The organism is Paenibacillus sp. TSA_86.1 (assembly GCF_052691815.1).
The window spans coordinates 19,179-38,713 of sequence record NZ_JBQZGE010000016.1; the positions used below are offsets into that span (position 1 = coordinate 19,179).

Sequence of the window (19,535 nt, forward strand, 5' to 3'; positions counted from 1 at the left end):
TGTTCCTCACTCCGGATTACGATGTAACTCTAATTCTTTGCCCCAAGACGCAAACCGAGCCTGGAGCGTTACGCCAGCAATGACCAGTACAGGAACCCAGACCGCTACTAGGGGCACATGATGAAAAAGCAATGCTGCAACGATGACCCCGCCGAGATAGATCACAACTGCGCCTGCACGCAGGTAGGCGTCAGTGGACAGCGCTTTGACCAAAGAGCGGATATTTGCATGTCTTAACCGGTGCAGGATGCTTACAGCATCTTCAATGACTGCTGCCAAATTATTGGTGAGCACCGTTGTAGAGATTCCCGCAATACCAATTCTCCGGGCAGCCGTTGTTTGCATCCCCATGGCGACCGCAAGCAGTACAATTAACAGATAGGATAATTGCTCGGAAAAGGGACTGACCATCAGGATTGCAAATAGCAGAAGTAGTATGCTTTCAACGGTGAATACGGCAGTGACCCGCGGGGACCAGCCATTTTTGGTTTTGACCTGTCCAATCATGTGTGCTGCTATGGCATTCCCCGCAATAAAGCCAATGAGTGCTATCAAAGCTCGCAGTACGACAAATTCCTGAGCACGGGCAATCGCGATTCCCAGCAGCACGATGTTTCCTGTCATATTGGCTGTGAGTACATGCCCAAGTCCTAGATATCCGATGACATCGACCATACCGGCAGACATGCAGAGCAGTAGCATAGCGTATTTTTGAAGATGGTTCTGTCTCATGTTTTCTCGTCCTTTCCATAAACATAACTCTTCCAGTATACAGCGATTTGACTGCCCTCATCAAAATGAAATCTTAAACAGGGAGGTATGCTGACATGTCCAAAATTCGTTTATTCGTGTCAGATGTTTTATAATGGGATAGAAGACATGGGGTAACACCGATGTCCTCCCAGATTAATATGTGTTAATTAACAAACCTAAGAGGTGTCATAAGAAAGGAAGAAACTGATGATGAATGCTCCGCATCCAATAGATCAATTCAAGAAATTCAAATATGAAATTACACGCTTTATGATGATCTATAAATTTGCTCTGGATCAGATGGAAACCAAAATCGAAGTGTTGAAGGAGGAGTTTCAGTCCCTTCATGACTACAGCCCGATTGAACATACCAAGTCGAGATTGAAGTCTCCTGAGAGCATTATGAACAAAATGTTCCGTAAAAACCATGAGCTCACGTTTGAAAGCATCAAGGAGAATATTAAAGATATTGCCGGTGTGCGTATTACATGTTCGTTCATCTCGGATATTTACCGGATTAAAGATATGCTGTGTAATCAAAGTGATTTGCGTGTGCTGGAAGTGAAGGATTACATTCAAAATCCGAAGCCAAACGGCTATCAAAGTTTACATGTGCTCGTTGAAGTTCCGGTATACATGTCTAACGGCGAGGAACGCGCCTGTGTGGAAATTCAGATTCGTACCATTGCCATGGATTTCTGGGCTAGTCTGGAGCATAAAATCTTTTATAAATACAACAAAGACGTTCCGGAACATTTAACGAGAGAACTTAAAAATGCGGCAGACTCGGCCAACGCATTGGATCAACAAATGGAACGGTTGCACCGTGAGATTCAGGAGATCAAGGACGCCGATAATGAGCGGGATGAAGAGGAACTACGCCGCATTATTATTAATAATCAGCAATTTACCTTGCCAAACAACTTGCTCAGATTGCTTGGAGGCGGAGAGGACTAAGGATGGGCACTAGAGCACAAGCTGAAGGCAAAGGAAATGTTTTGGATGAAAAGTAAACCTGCGTCATTACACATCCCTGCTACGCCGCGAGTGAGAATGGTGCTAATTCTCGGGACGCTGTCCGCCTTCGGACCGCTGTCTCTGGATATGTATCTGCCAGGCCTGCCAACGCTGGCTGAAGAATTCGGTTCGTCCACGTCGTATGCTCAACTTAGTCTGACGGCATGCATGGTCGGGCTTGCGCTGGGACAGTTGCTTGCCGGACCATTAAGTGACGTGCGAGGTCGCAGAATACCGCTGATTGTCGGACTTGTACTCTATACCATTGCTTCCGTATTATGTCTTGTTAGTCCAACGATGGGCTCCTTTGTTGCGTTACGCTTCATTCAGGGAATGGCTGGAGCGGCAGGCATTGTCATATCGCGTGCGGTAGTCAGGGACGTATACGAAGGTCCGGAACTGACCCGTTTCTTCTCTCTGTTGATGCTTGTTAACGGAGTCGCTCCTATCGCAGCACCGATAATAGGCGGACAACTACTAACGTATACCTCGTGGCGTGGCGTATTCATTTTGCTCAGTCTGATCGGTGCACTAGCGCTGCTGGCGGTCATTTTTGGGCTGGGCGAGACACTTCCTGCGCAAAAAAGATCAAGCGGAGGGCTAAGGCAGACGTTGCTGACGTTTGGAAAAACAGCGAGGAATCGCCGTTTTATGGGATATGCTTTAACCCAAGGTTTCGCAATGGCAGGCATGTTCGCTTACATATCGGGATCCCCATTTGTGCTTCAGAAAATATATGGAGTGTCTCCTCAAATGTTCAGCATATGTTTTGCAATTAACGGACTTGGCATTATTCTTGCTAGCCAGATTGCAGGCCGGCTTGCTGGTAAAGTCTCGGAGACTCGGCTGTTAATTGCCGGATTACTTGCGGCAGCTGTGGGAGGGACATCCTTGCTTATTGCGATCCTGGCTGGAGGCGGACTAATTACCGTGTTAGTTCCATTATTTTTGGTCGTGTCCAGTGTGGGGTTAATTAATACGGCATCGTTTGCACTGGCTATGGCGGATCAGGCGAAATCCGCTGGAAGTGCATCAGCACTAATTGGTGTCATGACCTTTCTATTGGGCGGGCTCGTTGCTCCACTGGTTGGCCTTGGAGGAGAAGAGACAGCTGTGCCAATGGGTATGGTGATCGCATGTGCTGATCTAGCGGCTATAATCCTTTATTTCGTCATGATTGGCAAAAAAAATCCGAAGTTAAACGCATATACATCTGCGTGAACTTTTGGCATAAAACGTAAAACTGCCCGCATGGAAGCATAGTCTTCCACTGCGGGCAGTTTTGATGTGGGCAGAAAAATTTGGAGAAGTGAGATATTTGACCTAGCAAAGGGCAAATAAAATTTGGGTATTCAACAGAATGCCTGGAGTCTGGAATGGATAGAAGTAGCCAACGACAAAACCAAACAGGTTAATGGCAGGCCACATCAGATAAACATCATTGTACGTAAACACCAGGGACCAGCGGTTATAACAGAAGTTTGGAAGCACACGCTGCTCTTGGTCACGCGGTGCGGCTGCACCCGTCTGGGCAAATTGAACGGCTTGTGTCAGGCTTTGCGGTTGTTGCTGAAGAAAGAGTGGCAGAAGGCCGGGGCTGCTTTTGATCAGATTGTATAAAAATAACATCTCGGCAGGCGGCTGACCCACCGGGCGAGGATACGCACTGAGCAAGGAAGGCAGATTCCCTTGTGCTAGCTGAGCAGGTACGCCTGGAGTTGAACCCGGGCCGGGGCCAGGGATACCGCCCGGGAAATAGGGACCTGGAGGTGTTCCTCCGCCGGGAATGAATGGAGGATATGAGCCTGGGCTTCCAGGAATGCCTGGTGGAGTCTGCCCTCCTGGAAGACTGCCTCCACCCGGGAAGAACGGAGGGAATTGAATCGATCGATCTTCTCCATAACCTGTGTAACGACCATCTCCATAACCTGCATAAGTGGAATAAATATCATTCATGTTCAGAAACATCCTTCCTGTCATCTTATTCTGAGAACAGCATATGACGGCATTTGCCCATGTGTGATTCTGTGAAAAAAGGTAAACAAGATTCATGCCTGACATGTTCGCCTAATCATTTTTTGTTTTTATGGACGGTATGCATATATAATAACGATGAAGCAAGTTAAGGGGATGAGGATAAGCCTCATGCAAGCAGGAAGGGGACTTTACATATGTATTCATTAAATCCGGAAGAACTTACGGCTAAAGATAACTATAAACTGATGAGTGGTTCGATCGTGCCACGTCCAATTGCCTTTGTGACTACGCTCTCCGATCATGATAATATTATTAACGCAGCACCGTTCAGCTTTTTTAATGTGGTGAGCTCTGATCCGCCTCTGTTATCCATTGCGGTGGGACGCAAAAATGGGGTCATGAAGGATACGGCACGTAATGTACTCGCCCATAAGGAGCTGGTAGTACACATTTGTGATGAGAATATTATTGAAGACGTGAATGAAACTGCAGCTATACTGGAACCCCATGAAAGTGAGCTGGAACGAACCCGTCTAACAACGACACCTAGTTCCGTGGTCGCTGTACCCGGAATTCAGGAAGCATTGATTCGGATGGAGTGCAAGCTGTACCAGCATATTCCGATCTCGAATGATGAAGGCGTACCTGTAAGTGATTTGCTTCTGGTTCGTATCGTGCACTATCACTTCAGCGAACAGGTCTATCTTGCAGACAAAGGGTATATCCTGATGGATCAGTTAAAACCGGTCAGTCGTCTGGCAGGTAATGATTATGCCAAACTCGGTGAAAGATTCACCGTCATTCGGCCCGAATAATTGGATGTGAATTGAAACCGGAAGGACGAACAGCCCCATGCATCACATGCATGGGGTTATTTGTCTTTGTTTCATTACAAACATAATCATGTTTGGTCACGAATAGACTTGTACTACACGAAGCAAGTCTCATGGCATTGGTCATAATTGACAAACTCAATTTATAAGCAGAGGAGCTTGGGTATGGGATATCGGAGCCTGGCTGCCTTCATTAGCCGATATCCGCGGTTTATCATACTTTGTTGGCTGTTTATCATCGGGATGTCAGCCGTATGGGCGTGGAAGCTGCCTGACATGGTTCAGGATCACGGGTTGAAGCTGGTTCAGGGACAAGCTCAAGCCGTGGAACGGATATTGGAACAGGAGTTTGGTACACCACCTGATCCGGTGGTTTTGCTTTTTAATAAACATCCCGATACTTCTGTGAAGGTCTTCAGAGAATGGATTCAAGAACAGCTTGCAGCAGTCCAAACTTTGCCAGCCATATCCTCTGTTATCTCACCTCTGGATGCGAGCACACAAGGTAGAATAATGCGTGAAGATCAGGCTTATGCGCTGCTCCATATGGATATTGCACCTCATCGGATGAAGCTTCCATTAGAGCATCTGCGTGAGCTCCTTGAAGTGAATAAAGAGACTCGTCTCCCCGGAACGGTGCAATTGACAGGGAAGACGGTCGTGCAACAGGATGTTAATCGATTGAGTTTTAGGGATTTGGAACGGGCAGAGATCGTGGGCCTGCCGATTGCTCTAATCGTTCTTTGTTTTGCATTCCGGGGACTATATGCAGCATGTATTGCCGTAATGATGGGGATCAGTGCCGTCATTACAGCGATGGGAATAACGTCTCTGCTCGGTCATGATCTGGAGCTGTCCAACTTTATTATCAACGTGATTCCAATGGTGGGAATGGCGCTTAGCATTGATTTTGCACTTATTATGATGAGCAGGTATAGGGAAGAATTACAACATGTTTACGCAAGTAGAGGCGAGTTTGACTTTGAACGCGGCAGTGCGGTGCAACGTGATCTTCTACAGCGGACATTGCGCACAGCGGGGCGTGCTGTTCTGTTCTCGGCGGCATGTGTGTGCTTGGGTTTGCTGGGTCTGCTCTGGATCAGACTGCCTATGTTTCTCAGTGTATCACTAGGCGCTATCATTGTTCTGATGCTGTCGTTTCTGTTGAACGTAACGTTGCTGCCTGCTATTCTTTCACTGAATGCAAAGCGAGTATTTGCACGCCGTATGGTATCCCAATCGGGTATTTCAGGTCAGAGAGCCAAGGATAAGAGGGGAGAACGCAGTTTCTGGCACCGCTGGTCAACGATGGTTATGAAGCGTCCTGTATGGATGGGGCTTGCAGGCACAACACTTCTTTTATGGTGTGTATTTCCCGTTACACGGATGGATTTGTCCGTTCCCGATGCTTCTTCATTACCTGTACGAATGGAGTCCCGTCAGGCGTTAGAACAAATCCAGCGTAATTTTGGTCAGGAACATATTTCCGTGGTCGATATCATCATTGGGGAAAAGGGATCTCCGTTAACAACCTCTCATTGGGAGGTCGCTAACGATAAAGTAACCAAGTTTCAAGAGGATACAAGCGTGGTGAGTATCAGCTCGTCAGAGGACATGTCGGATTCTTTCATCCGATTAACAGTTGGTGTTTACGGGGAAGCGGGTTCAGATGAGATGAAAGAATGGCTCCGGCAGACAAGAGCTGATGATGTAACAGCCATGCCAGAAAGCATTCCGATTCGTTATGGCGGTGAAGCAGTATATGAGGATGAGATTATGCATGAAATTGTTCAGCAGTTGCCCAAAGTGTTGGTATTTGTAGTTGTAAGCAATTATTTGGTGCTGCTCATGGCATTTCGTTCTCTACTAATACCATTAAAAGCGATTCTGATGAATTTACTCAGTCTGGCCTCTTCTTTTGGTATATTGGTATGGGTGTTTAACGAGGGACATCTGGGGTTGGGACCGTCAGCCGTCGCGATTATGATCCCTGTATTCATCGCTGGGTTGGTATTTGGTATATCAATGGATTACGGTGTTTTTATGCTAAGCCGGATTCAAGAAGTATACAGACAAACAGGAGACAGCGACAAAGCGGTTCAACAAGGACTGGTTTCCACAGGCCGTTTAATTACGTCGGCCGCAGGCATCTTACTGGCTGTAACTGTGCCTTTTGCATTTGCTGAAGTCGAAGGAGTGAGGCAGCTTGGGATTGGGATAACGGCCGCCGTTTTGATTGATGTTACCGTGATCCGCCTGGTGCTTGTGCCGTCTTTGATGAAACTGATGGGGAAATGGAATTGGTGGCTGCCGGGCCGGATGTAGTTCTAAAACTAAAGGTGGCGACTAGGTTACTTCTAGTACTATAATAGATAAGGGTTACCAAATATTTCAATTCAACATTAGCATCATTCCAGCACATATAGGAGGTACACTGAATCATGTCCGAAATCGAAGCTTATCTGCAGCAACAAACCAATCTTAGCGGCCGTTCTGCTTATGATGTAGATCAACCCTTGGAGTTATGGCAAACTCAACTGCGTACACGTGTCCAGGAACGGCTGGGGGATTTTCCAACGGCGCCCGTTGCATTGAACCCTGTCGTACTGGAACGTGTTCCATGTGATGGTTACATTCGGGAACGGATTGAGATCACAACGTATGCAGGGTTACGGATGCCCATCTACCTTTTGATTCCTGAACATGTAAGCGCTACCGATACGAAAAGACCTGCTATTGTTGCCTGCCATGGTCATGGGTACGGGAGTCGGGAAATCTGTGGTATGGAACCGGATGGTTCACCGCGGGTAGGGGAGCCGGGATTACACAAAGACTTTGCAGTCGCTCTTGTGAAGCGTGGATATGTTGTTGCTGCTCCAGAGCTGCTGGGGTTTGGGGACAGAAGGCTGGATGAGGATCGGGAGGCACCACCGGGCGCAAGTTCTTGTACCAAGATTGCTGCCCATTTGCTTATGGTAGGCCAAACGCTTGCGGGACACCGAGTATATGAAACAATACGTGTACTGGATTATGTATCCACTCGGCCAGAAGTGGATTCTGAGCGGATCGGCAGCATGGGCATCTCCGGCGGGGGACTGGTTACTGCCTTTACGGCAGCACTGGACGAACGATGTAAAGCGGTCGTGGTCAGTGGTTATGCAAGCACGTTTCATGGCAGTATTCTGGATCGAAATCATTGTCTCGACAACTACATTCCGGGGATTCTGCAGGAAGCAGAGCTGCCGGATATCATCGGTCTAATTGCTCCGCGCCCTCTCTTTTTGGAGATTGGAAGTGAAGATCTGGTTTTTCCGCTTCATTCGGCGCGTGAGGCTCACGAACGGTTGAAAATAATCTATGAGCATGCTGGTGCGGAGCAAGCACTGGATGCAGATTATTTCAACGGCGGACATGAGATTAGCGGTGCAAAAGCCTATGATTGGCTTGAACAGGTATTGTAATTTTCATTGTAATATTTCATCATGATCTGCATTCGGATGGGTACACACGGTATCATTTTAATTCGGGAGGAGCATGGATTATATGATGAAATGGTCAACTTCTATACGGATGATGTTATGCACTGTACTTGCTACAAGTATGATTGCAGTTGGGATTGGAAGTAGTGGAGGAGCGGTTGCCGAGGCCCGATCCGATCATTACAAATTTGATTTTGGCTCCGGGGCAGTGGAGAACGGATATACTGGAGTGTCTGCCACAACCGCCTATACAGCTGCACGGGGCTACGGATTCAACACACCGGCTAATATGAAGAATGTCTCCGCGTCAGGCAGCGGTGTTCGAAGTGATGCTGTTCAGTTTTTGAAATTCGGTACGAAAAGTGATAATACCTTCAATGTTGATCTTTCGAATGGTCTGTACGAGGTCAAAGTGACTCTGGGTAACACGGCCAGAGCCAGTGTAGCAGCAGAAGGGGTATACCAGATCATGAATATGACGGGCAACGGCGCCACCGATCAATTCCAGATTCCAGTGACGGACGGACAGCTGAACCTGCTGGTGACAGAAGGAAAGGCAGGTACCGCGTTTACGCTAAGTGCCCTTGAAATTCGGAAACTGTCCAATCAGCCTGTTACGAATCGTACGATCTATATTGGTGGAGACTCAACGGTATGTAACTATTACCCGCTCGGAAGCAGCGTGCAGGGAGGTTGGGGGCAACTGTTCCCGTCCTATGTGAACAATGCTACCTTCCAGGTTCGTAATATGGCTACTAGCGGGCAGATTGCCAGGGGTTTCCGTGATGATGGCCAGATGGAAGCGATTCTGAAATATATTAAGCCGGGTGATTATTTCATCCTACAGCTCGGAATTAACGATACCAATGCCAAAAACAATACAACCGAGGCACAGTTCAAAGAAATTATGCGAAATATGGTGCAACAGGCGAAAAACAAAGGGGCGACCGTAATTCTCTCCACACCACAGGGCCGGGCAACGGACTTTAATTCGGCGAATGTGCATCAAGCAGAGAATCGTTGGTATAATGCGTCTACGCGTGCACTGGCTCAGGAAGAGGGAGTTACTCTCGTGGATCTGAATAAGCTCAGCTCGGCGTACTTTACTTCCATTGGGCAAGCAGCTACACTGGCACTGTACATGAATGGCGATAGCCTGCATCCGAACCGGCAGGGAGCAGCACAGCTTGCTCGTATCGTAGCTGCGGAACTGAAACGCCAAGGCTTAAACGGTTTTTGATAAGAGAGTAGTTTGGTGGGTAAATGCTATCTGCATCAAAGTATACAAACGATATTTAGATTATAACAGAAATCCCCCGAGGAGAGCCGCTAACGAAGCGACACATCCTCCGGGGGATTTTATTATTTATTATTCGCCACTATATAAGTTGAATTATTTTTTTTACACATTAACGGAGAGGACAGAAAAAACCTGAAGAAGCAACGCGCTCGCCTTTATCACCGGATTTTCCCCTTTGGAAAAGAGAATCAGAAAAATCCGGGGATAACAGCGATCGGAAGGTTATTCTGTCATCGGAGTGTTAAGTGTAAACCGATTCATTCGATTTATATAAGCTATTCCATCATGTCCTTCTCTTCGTGATTCATTTTTTTGCCTTTCAGCAACGGTTCCAGTTCGTCCTGCACACTTTGCTCCCATAGAGGCACATCGGTACGATAGGCGGCACGGCCGTTCAGATGTCCCGCAACAGGAGCGGTGATGAACACAAACAGTATACCCAGTAACAGCCGAGCGCTGATATAGTTGTCGAAATACCAAAAGAAGAAAAAGGCGCCGCTTAGCACACAAAACACGCCAAGTGTCATGCTTTTGGTAGCAGCATGGGCTCTTAAATATACATCGGGCAGGCGAAGAAGTCCGAAGGCACTGAGTGCACTGAGCAGGGCACCAAGCAGCACGAGCAGTCCAATGGCCGTTTCAGCGGTGCCGCTAACGATCTCCTTCATTTTTGAACACCGCCCCTCGTTCAATATATCGTGCAAATGCCACCGTGCTCAGAAAAGCAAGGATGCCGATCAACAAAATGATATCCAGATAAGCTTGTGTCTGCAGCATCATGGAGAGTACAGCTACGATGGCGATGACATTGATTCCGATTGTATCAAGTGCAGTAATTCGGTCAGCCATGGAAGGCCCGCGAAGAACGCGGTACAGACAGGCCAGAATTGCCAGGGACAGAATGAGCAGTGAAATAAATAGCAGTGAGGTTAACATTAACGTGTCACCTCCATGATTGCTTTTTCAAACGTATTCTGAATATCATTTCGCAGTTTTTCTTCATCCTTGATATCCAGTGCATGAATAAAAAGCTTGCGCTGATTGCCCGAGATTTCGAGCGGCAGTGAACCCGGCGTTAAGGAGATCATCAGACAGAGCAGGGTCACTTCCCAATCCGAAGATAGCTGTGTGCGATACGTGAAAATCCCAGGACGAATATCAAGTCGTGGTTTAACAATCTCACGAATAACCTCGATGCTCGCGCGAACAAGTTCTTTGAACAGCAGCCCAATCAGCTTGAGGATGGCCCAGACCCGAATGATGTAGAAGCGCTGCGGGAAGAAACGCCGCATACCTCCGATCAAGAGTAGTCCGAGCATATATCCAACGAGAAAACCAACACCATTCCAGGCATTATTCAGAAACATCCAGACAAATGCAATGATAAGATTGAGTACAATCTGAAAGGCCATAGACATCTACTCCTTCAATACGGCATCAATATAAATATGGGGGTGAAGCAGAATATCGCCTGCGCGGGAAGTTAGCTGGAACATGCCTTCAGCACCCAGACCCATGACGATGATGAAAGCAAACAGAATTCCGGCAGGAATCAGTAGTCCGTTCACCGCGTAAGGGCGCCTTGCCATCCCCGCAGGAGGCTCACCCCAGAACGCCTGAATGAAGATGCGGAGTACCGAATACAGCATGAGCAGACTAGAGAGCACGGCGATCCCGGTCAGACCATATAATCCGGCCTCCAGGCCGCCCTCAAAGAGCATCAGTTTTCCCGGAAATCCACTGAATGGAGGCAGCCCTGCAAGTGCGAGCGCACTGATGAAGAACATCCATCCCAGCATGGGATAACGTTGGATCAATCCGCCCATGTTATCGAGCCTGGATGTGCCAGCCACGGCAATAAGAGCGCCGCCGAGCAGGAAAAGCAGTGTTTTGATCAACATGTCATGCAGCATATAGAATAACAGCCCTTCCAGAGCGGTACGGCTGGCAGCCGCCATCCCGAAGGCAACGAAGCCTACTCCGGCTACAACGTTATAGATCAGAATTTTGTTCACATCACGATACGAGATCGCACCGACAACACCCAGAATCATCGTTGCACCAGCCATCCAGCCAATTAAGGCATTGAAGAAGTCCGGGTCATGATAGAAGATCAACGTGAATGTCCGCACAATGGCATACAAACCAACCTTAGTGAGCAAACCTGCGAACAGTGCCGTAACGATAGCAGGTGGTGCTGCATAAGAGCCAGACAACCAGAAGAACAGGAACAAACCGGCCTTAATACTGAATACGATCAGGAAAAGAACCGCAATCAACGTGACAACTCCGCTCTGTCCAATCTCGGCAATACGGACCGACAAATCGGCCATGTTCAGCGTACCTGTAATGGAATACAGAAAACCGATGGAAGCTACAAATAAGGCGGAGGACACGATATTAATGAGTACATATTTGATTGTCTCCCGCAATTGTCTTTCCGTGCCTCCGAGTACAATGAGCGCGTATGAAGAGATCAGCATTAATTCGAAGCTGACAAAAAGATTAAACAAGTCACCGGTCAGGAAAGAGGCGTTCACGCCTGCGATCAAAAAATGAAAGAAGGGATAAAAGTGATGCTGCTCCCGTTCTTTGTTGATGCTGCGAAAAGCATAGAGCAGACAGACTAGGGCGATAATGGAAGCCGCTACGACGAGCAGGGCTGCAACCATGTCGGCCACAAGCACAATTCCGTAAGGCGCTTTCCATCCACCCATATTAAGCGTTAGGACACCGGATTGCGCTACATGTGTAATAAGGAACGTAGAGGCCGTAGCTGATGCCACAAGACCAATAACACTTACAACGCGCTGCAAGTTTATGTTACGGAAAAACAACAGTGCGATAACCCCTGTGATCAGTGGAAGCAATATCGGCAGAACGACCAGATTATTCATATGGACGCCTCCTTACTTCTTCCATATCGTCCGTTTTGAGCTTGAGATAAGATCGATACGAAAGCACAAAGAAGAAGGCGGTCAGTCCAAAATTGATAACAATAGACGTTAGAATCAAGGCTTGGGGAAGAGGATCGACGTATTTCTCGGCCATTTCTCCAAGCAGTGGGGGTGCGCCTGTTTTGAGACGCGACATCGTAATTAATAGCAGATGCACCCCGTGTGTCAGAATCGACATGCCAAGTACGATACGGAGCAGGCTCCGTGACAAGATTAAAAAGACGGCAACCGCAAACAAAATACCTACGGCCACACACATCAATATTTCCATATCAACGATCCTCCCCGATCTGTAAAATGATAGTCATGGTGACGCCGAGCACAGCGAGGTATACGCCTAGATCAAACAGCATGGCTGTAGCCAGTTCCGTTTCACCCAGCAATGGCAGTTCGAAATATCCGAACGTCTGGCTGAGGAAGGGTACGCCGAACAGAAATGAACCTGCGCCGGTGAGCAAGGCTATACCCAAACCGATGGCGGTTAAACTTCTGAAATCGATGGGCAGTGCTTTGCGTATCGTATCGGTGCTGAAGGCCAGAGCGATAAGCACCAGGGCAGCTGCCGTGACGAGACCACCGATGAAACCACCGCCCGGATTATGATGTCCGGCAAAGAACAGATGCATCGAGAAGGTCAGAATGATAAATACAACCACTTTCGTCGTGGTTTGTAGCAAAACATCATTACTTTGCAAAGGAACCGTATCCCACGACAAGGTGCTACGCTCGCGGTTGCCATATTTCTTGGTGTTATCCGCCTCATCATCAAGCTCGGGTTCTTCGTCCTGTTTCTCTTCTTTTTTGCGGAATTTCAGTCGGGCTCCGAGATCCTTCGCTTCGAGGTTCAGATTGATCATGGAGTAGATGGACAGAGATGCCACACCAAGAACCATAATTTCTAATAAAGTATCATAACCACGGAAATCCACCAGCAGCACATTCACAACATTTTTACCACCCGCTGAACTGTAAGCTTCCTGAAGGAAGTATGTGGAGATACTGTCCAAGGATGCTGTTCCGCTTGCGGCAAGAGCGACGAATGTCATGACAACCCCTACCGAAATGGCGACAATCATATTGACCGTGAGATAACGGGGACTTGACTTGCCGCGTTGTAACTCAGGTAGATGATAGAAGCAGAGCAGGAACAGTGCAACAGAGACCGTCTCCACAATCATCTGAGTCAGGGCCAGATCCGGTGCCCGGAACAGGACAAACAGCAAGGTAACCAGATAACCGACAGCTCCAGTCATAATTACTGCAGATAAGCGATTTTTGGCAAAAGGTATGGAAACGGCAGCTGCAATCAGAGTCACCAGCAATACAACCTCGTAGAATGAATAGGGTGCATTATCCTGCACATTCCACGTAATATTTTCTCCAGAGCGGAAGAAAGCGTAGACCAGCAAGGCAACGGTGAATGAGAAAATATAGACTAGGTAATTACGGACGGAGCCATTCATATAAGCTTCTGTCCATTTACGTGCAAAGTGCTGTACGTTGTCCAGAACCACATGATACATGTTGTTAATTGTCAGCCCTTGTGGGTAGTGCTCATAAATATTCCTCCATCGTGGCAGCAACTTGTAGAGCATGACCCCGAGAATAACAACACCGATGGTCATGAACAATTCGGGAGTCCAGCCATGCCATAGTGAGAAATGTACATCAAAGCGTTCATTCCCATGGAGTAGGGAAGGGAGAACGGCAGCCATGGCTGGTTCGATTAGTGACCCGGATAGTAGATCCGGAAAGAGTCCAAAACCGATGACCAGCGCACCCAGAACGAGCGGCGGGATGAGCAACCCGACTGGCGCTTCATGTAATTTCTCGGCAGGCAGCTCACTTCGGCTACGACCGAGGAATGTTTTGAACACGAAAATGAGAGCATAGATCAATGTGAAAACGCTGGCAAGCCATGCGATGACAGGTAGCAGAATACTCCATGAGCCTAATCCAAAGACACGGAGTTCAGTAATTTGTACCATCGCTTGAAAGAATAATTCCTTACTGAGGAATCCATTAAACGGCGGGATACCGGCCATGGCTAGTGAACCGATGAGCGCCAAGCTGAATGTGATGGGCATGAATGCGGCCAGCCCGCCAAGCTTACGAATATCCCGTGTACCTGTCTCGTGATCGATAATGCCGGCTACCATAAAGAGTGCGGCTTTGAACGTACCGTGGTTGAATAGATGGAGCAGCGCAGCGGTAATGGCTACGGTGTATATTGTAGAAGATTCTCCATATCCGAAATAGAGAGCAGCAGATCCAATCCCGAAGAGGGACATAATCAGACCGAGTTGTGAGATTGTCGAATAGGCGAGAATGGCCTTGAGATCATTTTTCTTAACGGCTAGAAATGATCCGTAACCTAAAGTAAGTAATCCTACACCTGTTACAAGCCAGAACCAGAGTCCCTGTCCACCGAAAATCGGTGTGAAACGGGCAACAACATATAATCCGGCTTTGACCATGGTGGCGGAGTGCAGATACGCACTCACTGGTGTTGGTGCTTCCATAGCATCAGGTAACCAGATGTGGAACGGGAACTGTGCCGATTTTGTGAACGCGCCAATCAGGATCAGAACCAAAGCCGGCAGAAACAATGGACTATCCTGAATATGAGCCCAATCGGTAATGGTTGTACGGATGCTGAACGTGCCTGTCATCAGGTACATAAGCATGAATCCGGCAAGCATGGCGAACCCGCCAAAAACCGTAATCAGGAACGATTTTTGTGCACCAGATGTTGAAGCTTTGCGTTTGTAATGAAAGGCGATCAACAGGAATGATGTGATGCTGGTCAGTTCCCAGAATGCATACAGGACGATCATGTTGTCTGACAATACGACACCAAGCATGGCTCCCATAAACATTAACAGATAGAGATAGAAGCGGTTTAACGCCTCTGTCTTGCTCATATAAAAAATCGAGTAGAAGACAACAAGTACGCCAATTCCGCTAATCAACAGTGTTAACAGTAAACTGAGTCCGTCCAAATATAGATTAAATCCGATATCGAGGGACGGAATCCAGGGAATATGACCGGATACCGGTTGACGCTGAGACACCGCAGAGATCTTGCTCGCGAAATAAACGAATAACGATGTAGGTACAAGCAGTACCGCCCATCCTAAGTGAATTTTACGAAAGAGTCTGTGTAACATGGCAAGAAGGATGCCAGCTGCAAAAGGCAAAATAACAGCAACGTGAAGCAGGCTCAAATAATTACACCCCCAATGTTTATTTTCTAGTCATTCTCTATGTGGACATACAGGCGCAATCCTCTAAGGATTTGCTTGCTCTCTCTATTACATAACCCAAGTTTGTATATACAGAATCGTGACTATTCTTTGAATAGAAGAAACTCGGTCGGTTTTTGGGTGAATTTTGTATGGATGCATATATTAATAATGCAAACTAAAATACCGATATAATTCAAAATAAGTGAGAGCTATTTCTTATCATGTTTGCAGCGCAGAGCTGTAGATGGTTGAGATTGTAAGAGCGGTTCACCGTATGTGCAGGAGGAATTATGTCATTTAAACTTAGAACGGTGCTCACCGTCATTTTCGCTGTGTTATCTCTGTTTGTTATCTTAACCATTGGCTATATTTTCAGCCAAAAATCATTTGATGCGGTGGAAACCGAAATTGGTCATTCCCTTGAAGGGACAGCTGTACAAACCGTGGACAAGTTGGATCGTTTCATGTACTCACGTTCTGGTGAAATGAATCTTTTAGGCAACATGGCATCAATGAATGATCGATTTAACCCCGCGGATATCCAATTGCTGCTGGATCAGTTGCAAAATAGCTTTCCCTCATTTTCCTGGGTTGGATTCATGGATCCAAAGGGAGAAGTGTTAGCTGCGACAGACGGAATTCTTATGGGCAAAAATTTATCGGAAAGACCCGTGTTTCAGGAGGGAATGAAGGGTAAATTTATTGGAGATGTACATAATGCTGTGCTGCTCGCAAAACTGTTACCGAATCCAACGGGAGAGCCCCTGCAATTTGTGGATATCAGCTTCCCGCTTAAGGACAGTCAAGGACAGATTCGAGGTGTATTAGCAGCACATCTCAGTTGGGCGTGGGCCAAAGAAGTCGAGGCTTCTGTACTCATTCCGTTACAACGTGAGGAGAAGGATATTGAATTCTTTATCGTCAGCAAAAAAGAGCACACCGTGCTTCTTGGCCCCAAAGAGTGGGTAGGTAAACCACTTACACTGGAGGGAATAGGAGAACGCCGGAGCAGCAAGAGTGGTTGGTCCACCGAAAAGTGGCCGGATGGTAAGGAATATGTCACCGGGCTGGCCTATAGTCAGGGATATAAAGATTATCCAGGGTTAGGCTGGACAATCATCATTCGTCAGGGTAAAGCGGAGGCCTACTCATCTGTTGTTGATCTAAAATGGTTTAACATATGGGCTGGCATCGTTGTGATGCTGTTGTTTGCACCGATTGGCTGGCTTCTCTCCAGAGTAATCTCGGCTCCTCTGGTTCGATTAACCCGTGTTGCAGATCGTCTCAGCGCAGGGGAGAATATTGACATCCCTGAGACCAAAGGACTGAAGGAGATTGAAGCATTGTCACGTTCACTGCGTAACATGGTATCTTCGATCATGAATAAAGACTCTGAACTGGTTGTTATGCAGAATTTGGCACAATATGACCAACTGACCGGATTGAAAAATCGCACAGCGCTTGAACAGTATCTTGAGGAGTCACTGGAGATGGAAAGTGAGGGTCATACGCTGACTTTTCTCTATCTGGATCTGGACGGGTTCAAAAGTGTGAACGATTCGCTGGGACATCAAACGGGTGACGTTTTGCTGCAAAAGGTTGCTCAGCGTCTTACAGCACTAAGTCATGAGGACGGTATAACGGTACGGCTTGGCGGTGACGAATTCCTCATTGTACTGCGGTCTGTCGGAGATGATACGCGGCAGGAAGCGATCCAGTATGCGCAAGGGATCATTGAAAGTTTGAACAAACCATTTATTATTGAGTATGAGCGAGTTCATATTGGCTGTAGTATTGGCGGAGCTGAGTACCCGACGAATAGCAACAATCCAAGTGATATTATTCGAATGGCCGATGAAGCGCTGTACCGTTCCAAACGTGCGGGCAAGAACAGAGTGACATTTTATTCCGAGTTGGATGAGAAGTAATAGCATATAATAGATCTATGATGTATGAAGTTATTAAGCATTCAGGTGTGGATGAATGATGATAGAAACAGAGAGGAGGGAAGAGTATGTCTGGAAAATACGCGAACGTGCCCTTTGGTTATGAACCTGTTGCACCCAGCCGCAAGGGAACATTGATCTTTTACGACTCGTTCCAGAATGTGACGGACGAACAGCTGGAACGGGCAGCGGGCATTATGAATACCAGAGCTTTTAAACAGCTGGTGCTCTATCCATTACATGAGAGCACGGTGAGGCGAATGAGCCGAGATGCGGTTCAGCCCTATCACAAAAGAGACGACCGCCTTCATGAATGGAGACACGATCACTCGTCTTTACCGATAAGGGTAGAGGGACTGGAGGGGAAACGAAAAAAGTATACCCCTATAGACACAGCTCTGCGACATATTCAAGCTGAATATACAGTTCCTCTTTTTCTGTACATGACCACAGAGATGGCTAATCAGTGGGCATCTTTTGACTCTTTTACAGACTGGATCAAGGAATTGCGTCTTATCATTGACGGTCAGCCCGGAGAGATGCATCCAAGACTGGAGCAATATCGCCATCGCTGGGAATGGGCAGAAGCATAGCGAATGAAAGAATGACAGTTCGAAAAACAGGCGGGTTCGTATGAAAAAAAAGTTGTGTTGTATCCCGGGTTATCGGCGTATACAACACAACTTTTTGTATTACTGGCTCGTCAATAGTCAGGCGGGAACCAGTGACGTTACCGTTTTGTTTTTCCCCGTACGTTTCGCAGCATATAAGCAAGCATCCACGTCTTCAAACAATTTATCTTTGCTCACATCCAGATTGTATCCCTTAAGACCAATGCTTACGGTAATGGATGACCCTTCAAGTTCAAGGTGGCCCATCAGTGAAATTTTTTGCCGGATAAGTTCAACCAGATCATACGCCTGCTCGAAAGATTGCTCAAACATTAACAAAGCAAATTCCTCACCGCCATACCTTGCAGCAATATCACTTGCCGTAATGCTCTCCTGAATGATTAAAGATACCTTTTCCAAAATAATATCGCCCACACGATGACCATACGTATCATTGATCACTTTAAAATCATCAATATCGATCAGCGCCAAATGCAGACTCATCCCAAGATTAGCATACTCAAATGCCTTCTCGTAATAATCTTTAAACGAACTTTGATTATAAAGATTGGTTAACCCGTCTGTTTTGGACTGTTTAGCGATAATGGCATTCCGTACGATAAGGTCTTCCTTGGCGTTCATGCTTGTCTGCAAATCGTCCAGTACCTCGACACCGCTAGTTACAATGATTTGCGCCACAAAGGTGGCCAGGATCAGGAAGACCGGAATAGAAACCATATCGAACGAGCTAAGATATTCACGGTAAGCCGGATCGATTAGAAGCAGACCATAGGCTGCCATTTGCAATGAACAAATGAACCAAACACGCCTCTTGTCAAAAAACAAAACAGAGGCAAAGATCGGCAATAGACATATGGCTGGCATAATCCGAATGTCATAGTTTACATGAATAATGGTCCAGGCGATCACTGTACTGGTGACGGACATCGTATAGAACGAACAGGAAGGAAATTTTCGATCCATGTAGCTGGTGAGTAGAATGCAAAAAACAGCTAGGGCTGTGGGCCAAAACAGAACGTTTACGATGAAATCCAGGGGGGCACGATCATATTTCAAAAAAAGATAACAAGCAATTTGTACAAAGAAATGTACGATAACAACGACCAAATAAGCATGAAGCATTTTACGTAACCATTTGGAATGTTTGATCTCATACTCTCTTGGAATATGGCTGCTATGCTCTGAAGGACTGTTCATATATCACCGCTGACTGCATCAAAATGATACGACAGATTACTCTCGTATATGTTGATTATAAGATACAATTGGCAAAACGCAAGAGATAAAATGTTAAACATGATAATAAACCTTACATAATAATCCAGACGATATGCAAACTTTCGGAAGTGGACATACAAATTTCCTGATTCTGCATCATAGACTGATAACAGGC

General features: G+C 46.8%; 17 protein-coding genes. 8 read left to right on the forward strand and 9 right to left on the reverse strand.

The window, feature by feature from the left end; genetic code table 11:
* Positions 1-6: 6 nt before the first annotated feature.
* Positions 7-732, reverse strand: a complete 726-nt coding sequence (locus tag ACUTVW_RS22765) for a YoaK family protein (protein WP_445647858.1) — start codon at positions 730-732, stop codon at positions 7-9.
* Between the two features lie 231 nt (positions 733-963).
* On the opposite strand from ACUTVW_RS22765, the gene ACUTVW_RS22770 reads away from it, so the two are divergent.
* Positions 964-1,710, forward strand: coding sequence for a GTP pyrophosphokinase (locus tag ACUTVW_RS22770; protein WP_445647935.1), 747 nt, complete (start codon positions 964-966; stop codon positions 1,708-1,710).
* 45 nt (positions 1,711-1,755) lie between these two features.
* The gene (locus tag ACUTVW_RS22775; RefSeq protein ID WP_445647859.1) at positions 1,756-2,991 is read left to right on the forward strand and encodes a multidrug effflux MFS transporter; all 1,236 of its coding nucleotides are present in this window, start codon (positions 1,756-1,758) and stop codon (positions 2,989-2,991) included.
* A 102-nt stretch (positions 2,992-3,093) separates the two neighbouring features.
* Here ACUTVW_RS22775 and ACUTVW_RS22780 read toward each other — a convergent pair whose 3' ends face one another.
* Positions 3,094-3,726 (reverse strand): hypothetical protein, encoded by a 633-nt coding sequence (locus ACUTVW_RS22780; protein ID WP_445647860.1) that lies wholly within the window; start codon positions 3,724-3,726, stop codon positions 3,094-3,096.
* A gap of 215 nt (positions 3,727-3,941) precedes the next feature.
* Between ACUTVW_RS22780 and ACUTVW_RS22785 the strand changes: the two genes are divergently transcribed.
* The 4 genes from ACUTVW_RS22785 (at position 3,942) to ACUTVW_RS22800 (ending at position 9,299) form a co-directional block, all read left to right on the forward strand.
* The gene (locus ACUTVW_RS22785) at positions 3,942-4,562 is read left to right on the forward strand and encodes a flavin reductase family protein (protein WP_445647861.1); all 621 of its coding nucleotides are present in this window, start codon (positions 3,942-3,944) and stop codon (positions 4,560-4,562) included.
* A 183-nt stretch (positions 4,563-4,745) separates the two neighbouring features.
* A complete protein-coding gene (locus tag ACUTVW_RS22790) occupies positions 4,746-6,905 on the forward strand; it encodes an MMPL family transporter (RefSeq protein WP_445647862.1) in 2,160 nt (719 codons plus the stop codon).
* A gap of 116 nt (positions 6,906-7,021) precedes the next feature.
* Entirely contained in the window at positions 7,022-8,041 is a 1,020-nt protein-coding gene (locus ACUTVW_RS22795) for a dienelactone hydrolase family protein (protein ID WP_445647863.1), read from the forward strand.
* Positions 8,042-8,180: 139 nt separating this feature from the next.
* On the forward strand, positions 8,181-9,299 hold the full coding sequence (locus ACUTVW_RS22800; RefSeq protein WP_445647936.1) for a rhamnogalacturonan acetylesterase: 1,119 nt from the start codon (positions 8,181-8,183) through the stop codon (positions 9,297-9,299).
* A 335-nt stretch (positions 9,300-9,634) separates the two neighbouring features.
* On the opposite strand, the gene mnhG is transcribed toward ACUTVW_RS22800, so the two are convergent.
* Genes mnhG through ACUTVW_RS22830 form a run of 6 tightly spaced genes read right to left on the reverse strand, consistent with a single transcriptional unit; the run spans position 9,635 to position 15,543 of the window.
* Positions 9,635-10,027 carry a monovalent cation/H(+) antiporter subunit G gene (gene mnhG, locus ACUTVW_RS22805; protein WP_434751443.1) on the reverse strand — a complete coding sequence of 131 codons (393 nt, stop codon included), beginning with the start codon at positions 10,025-10,027 and terminating at the stop codon, positions 9,635-9,637.
* On the reverse strand, positions 10,011-10,295 hold the full coding sequence (locus ACUTVW_RS22810) for a Na(+)/H(+) antiporter subunit F1 (protein WP_445647864.1): 285 nt from the start codon (positions 10,293-10,295) through the stop codon (positions 10,011-10,013). The genes mnhG and ACUTVW_RS22810 overlap by 17 nt, the downstream gene beginning before the upstream one ends.
* The gene (locus ACUTVW_RS22815) at positions 10,295-10,771 is read right to left on the reverse strand and encodes a Na+/H+ antiporter subunit E (RefSeq protein ID WP_445647865.1); all 477 of its coding nucleotides are present in this window, start codon (positions 10,769-10,771) and stop codon (positions 10,295-10,297) included. Before ACUTVW_RS22815 ends, ACUTVW_RS22810 begins: the two co-directional genes overlap by 1 nt.
* A gap of 6 nt (positions 10,772-10,777) precedes the next feature.
* Positions 10,778-12,256: a Na+/H+ antiporter subunit D gene (locus ACUTVW_RS22820; protein ID WP_445647866.1), complete on the reverse strand. Its 1,479-nt coding sequence runs from the start codon at positions 12,254-12,256 to the stop codon at positions 10,778-10,780.
* A complete protein-coding gene (locus tag ACUTVW_RS22825; protein WP_342555763.1) occupies positions 12,249-12,587 on the reverse strand; it encodes a Na(+)/H(+) antiporter subunit C in 339 nt (112 codons plus the stop codon). Before ACUTVW_RS22825 ends, ACUTVW_RS22820 begins: the two co-directional genes overlap by 8 nt.
* Position 12,588: 1 nt before the next feature.
* The gene (locus ACUTVW_RS22830; protein ID WP_445647867.1) at positions 12,589-15,543 is read right to left on the reverse strand and encodes a Na+/H+ antiporter subunit A; all 2,955 of its coding nucleotides are present in this window, start codon (positions 15,541-15,543) and stop codon (positions 12,589-12,591) included.
* A gap of 311 nt (positions 15,544-15,854) precedes the next feature.
* On the opposite strand from ACUTVW_RS22830, the gene ACUTVW_RS22835 reads away from it, so the two are divergent.
* Together ACUTVW_RS22835 and ACUTVW_RS22840 are read left to right on the forward strand one after the other, a co-directional pair.
* Positions 15,855-17,492, forward strand: a complete 1,638-nt coding sequence (locus ACUTVW_RS22835; protein WP_445647868.1) for a diguanylate cyclase domain-containing protein — start codon at positions 15,855-15,857, stop codon at positions 17,490-17,492.
* Positions 17,493-17,578: 86 nt separating this feature from the next.
* The gene (locus ACUTVW_RS22840; RefSeq protein WP_445647869.1) at positions 17,579-18,103 is read left to right on the forward strand and encodes a hypothetical protein; all 525 of its coding nucleotides are present in this window, start codon (positions 17,579-17,581) and stop codon (positions 18,101-18,103) included.
* A 117-nt stretch (positions 18,104-18,220) separates the two neighbouring features.
* Here ACUTVW_RS22840 and ACUTVW_RS22845 read toward each other — a convergent pair whose 3' ends face one another.
* Entirely contained in the window at positions 18,221-19,339 is a 1,119-nt protein-coding gene (locus ACUTVW_RS22845; protein ID WP_445647870.1) for a GGDEF domain-containing protein, read from the reverse strand.
* Positions 19,340-19,535 lie beyond the last annotated feature (196 nt).

Coding starts and splice junctions, on each gene's coding strand:
- ACUTVW_RS22770 (WP_445647935.1), top strand. CDS start 964: ATGAATGCTCCGCATCCAATAGATCAATTCAAGAAATTCAAATATGAA.
- ACUTVW_RS22780 (WP_445647860.1), bottom strand. CDS start 3,726: ATGAATGATATTTATTCCACTTATGCAGGTTATGGAGATGGTCGTTAC.
- mnhG (WP_434751443.1), bottom strand. CDS start 10,027: ATGAAGGAGATCGTTAGCGGCACCGCTGAAACGGCCATTGGACTGCTC.
- ACUTVW_RS22775 (WP_445647859.1), top strand. CDS start 1,756: ATGAAAAGTAAACCTGCGTCATTACACATCCCTGCTACGCCGCGAGTG.
- ACUTVW_RS22785 (WP_445647861.1), top strand. CDS start 3,942: ATGTATTCATTAAATCCGGAAGAACTTACGGCTAAAGATAACTATAAA.
- ACUTVW_RS22815 (WP_445647865.1), bottom strand. CDS start 10,771: ATGGCCTTTCAGATTGTACTCAATCTTATCATTGCATTTGTCTGGATG.
- ACUTVW_RS22765 (WP_445647858.1), bottom strand. CDS start 732: ATGAGACAGAACCATCTTCAAAAATACGCTATGCTACTGCTCTGCATG.
- ACUTVW_RS22810 (WP_445647864.1), bottom strand. CDS start 10,295: ATGTTAACCTCACTGCTATTTATTTCACTGCTCATTCTGTCCCTGGCA.
- ACUTVW_RS22840 (WP_445647869.1), top strand. CDS start 17,579: ATGTCTGGAAAATACGCGAACGTGCCCTTTGGTTATGAACCTGTTGCA.
- ACUTVW_RS22835 (WP_445647868.1), top strand. CDS start 15,855: ATGTCATTTAAACTTAGAACGGTGCTCACCGTCATTTTCGCTGTGTTA.
- ACUTVW_RS22820 (WP_445647866.1), bottom strand. CDS start 12,256: ATGAATAATCTGGTCGTTCTGCCGATATTGCTTCCACTGATCACAGGG.
- ACUTVW_RS22790 (WP_445647862.1), top strand. CDS start 4,746: ATGGGATATCGGAGCCTGGCTGCCTTCATTAGCCGATATCCGCGGTTT.
- ACUTVW_RS22800 (WP_445647936.1), top strand. CDS start 8,181: ATGATTGCAGTTGGGATTGGAAGTAGTGGAGGAGCGGTTGCCGAGGCC.
- ACUTVW_RS22825 (WP_342555763.1), bottom strand. CDS start 12,587: ATGGAAATATTGATGTGTGTGGCCGTAGGTATTTTGTTTGCGGTTGCC.
- ACUTVW_RS22845 (WP_445647870.1), bottom strand. CDS start 19,339: ATGAACAGTCCTTCAGAGCATAGCAGCCATATTCCAAGAGAGTATGAG.
- ACUTVW_RS22795 (WP_445647863.1), top strand. CDS start 7,022: ATGTCCGAAATCGAAGCTTATCTGCAGCAACAAACCAATCTTAGCGGC.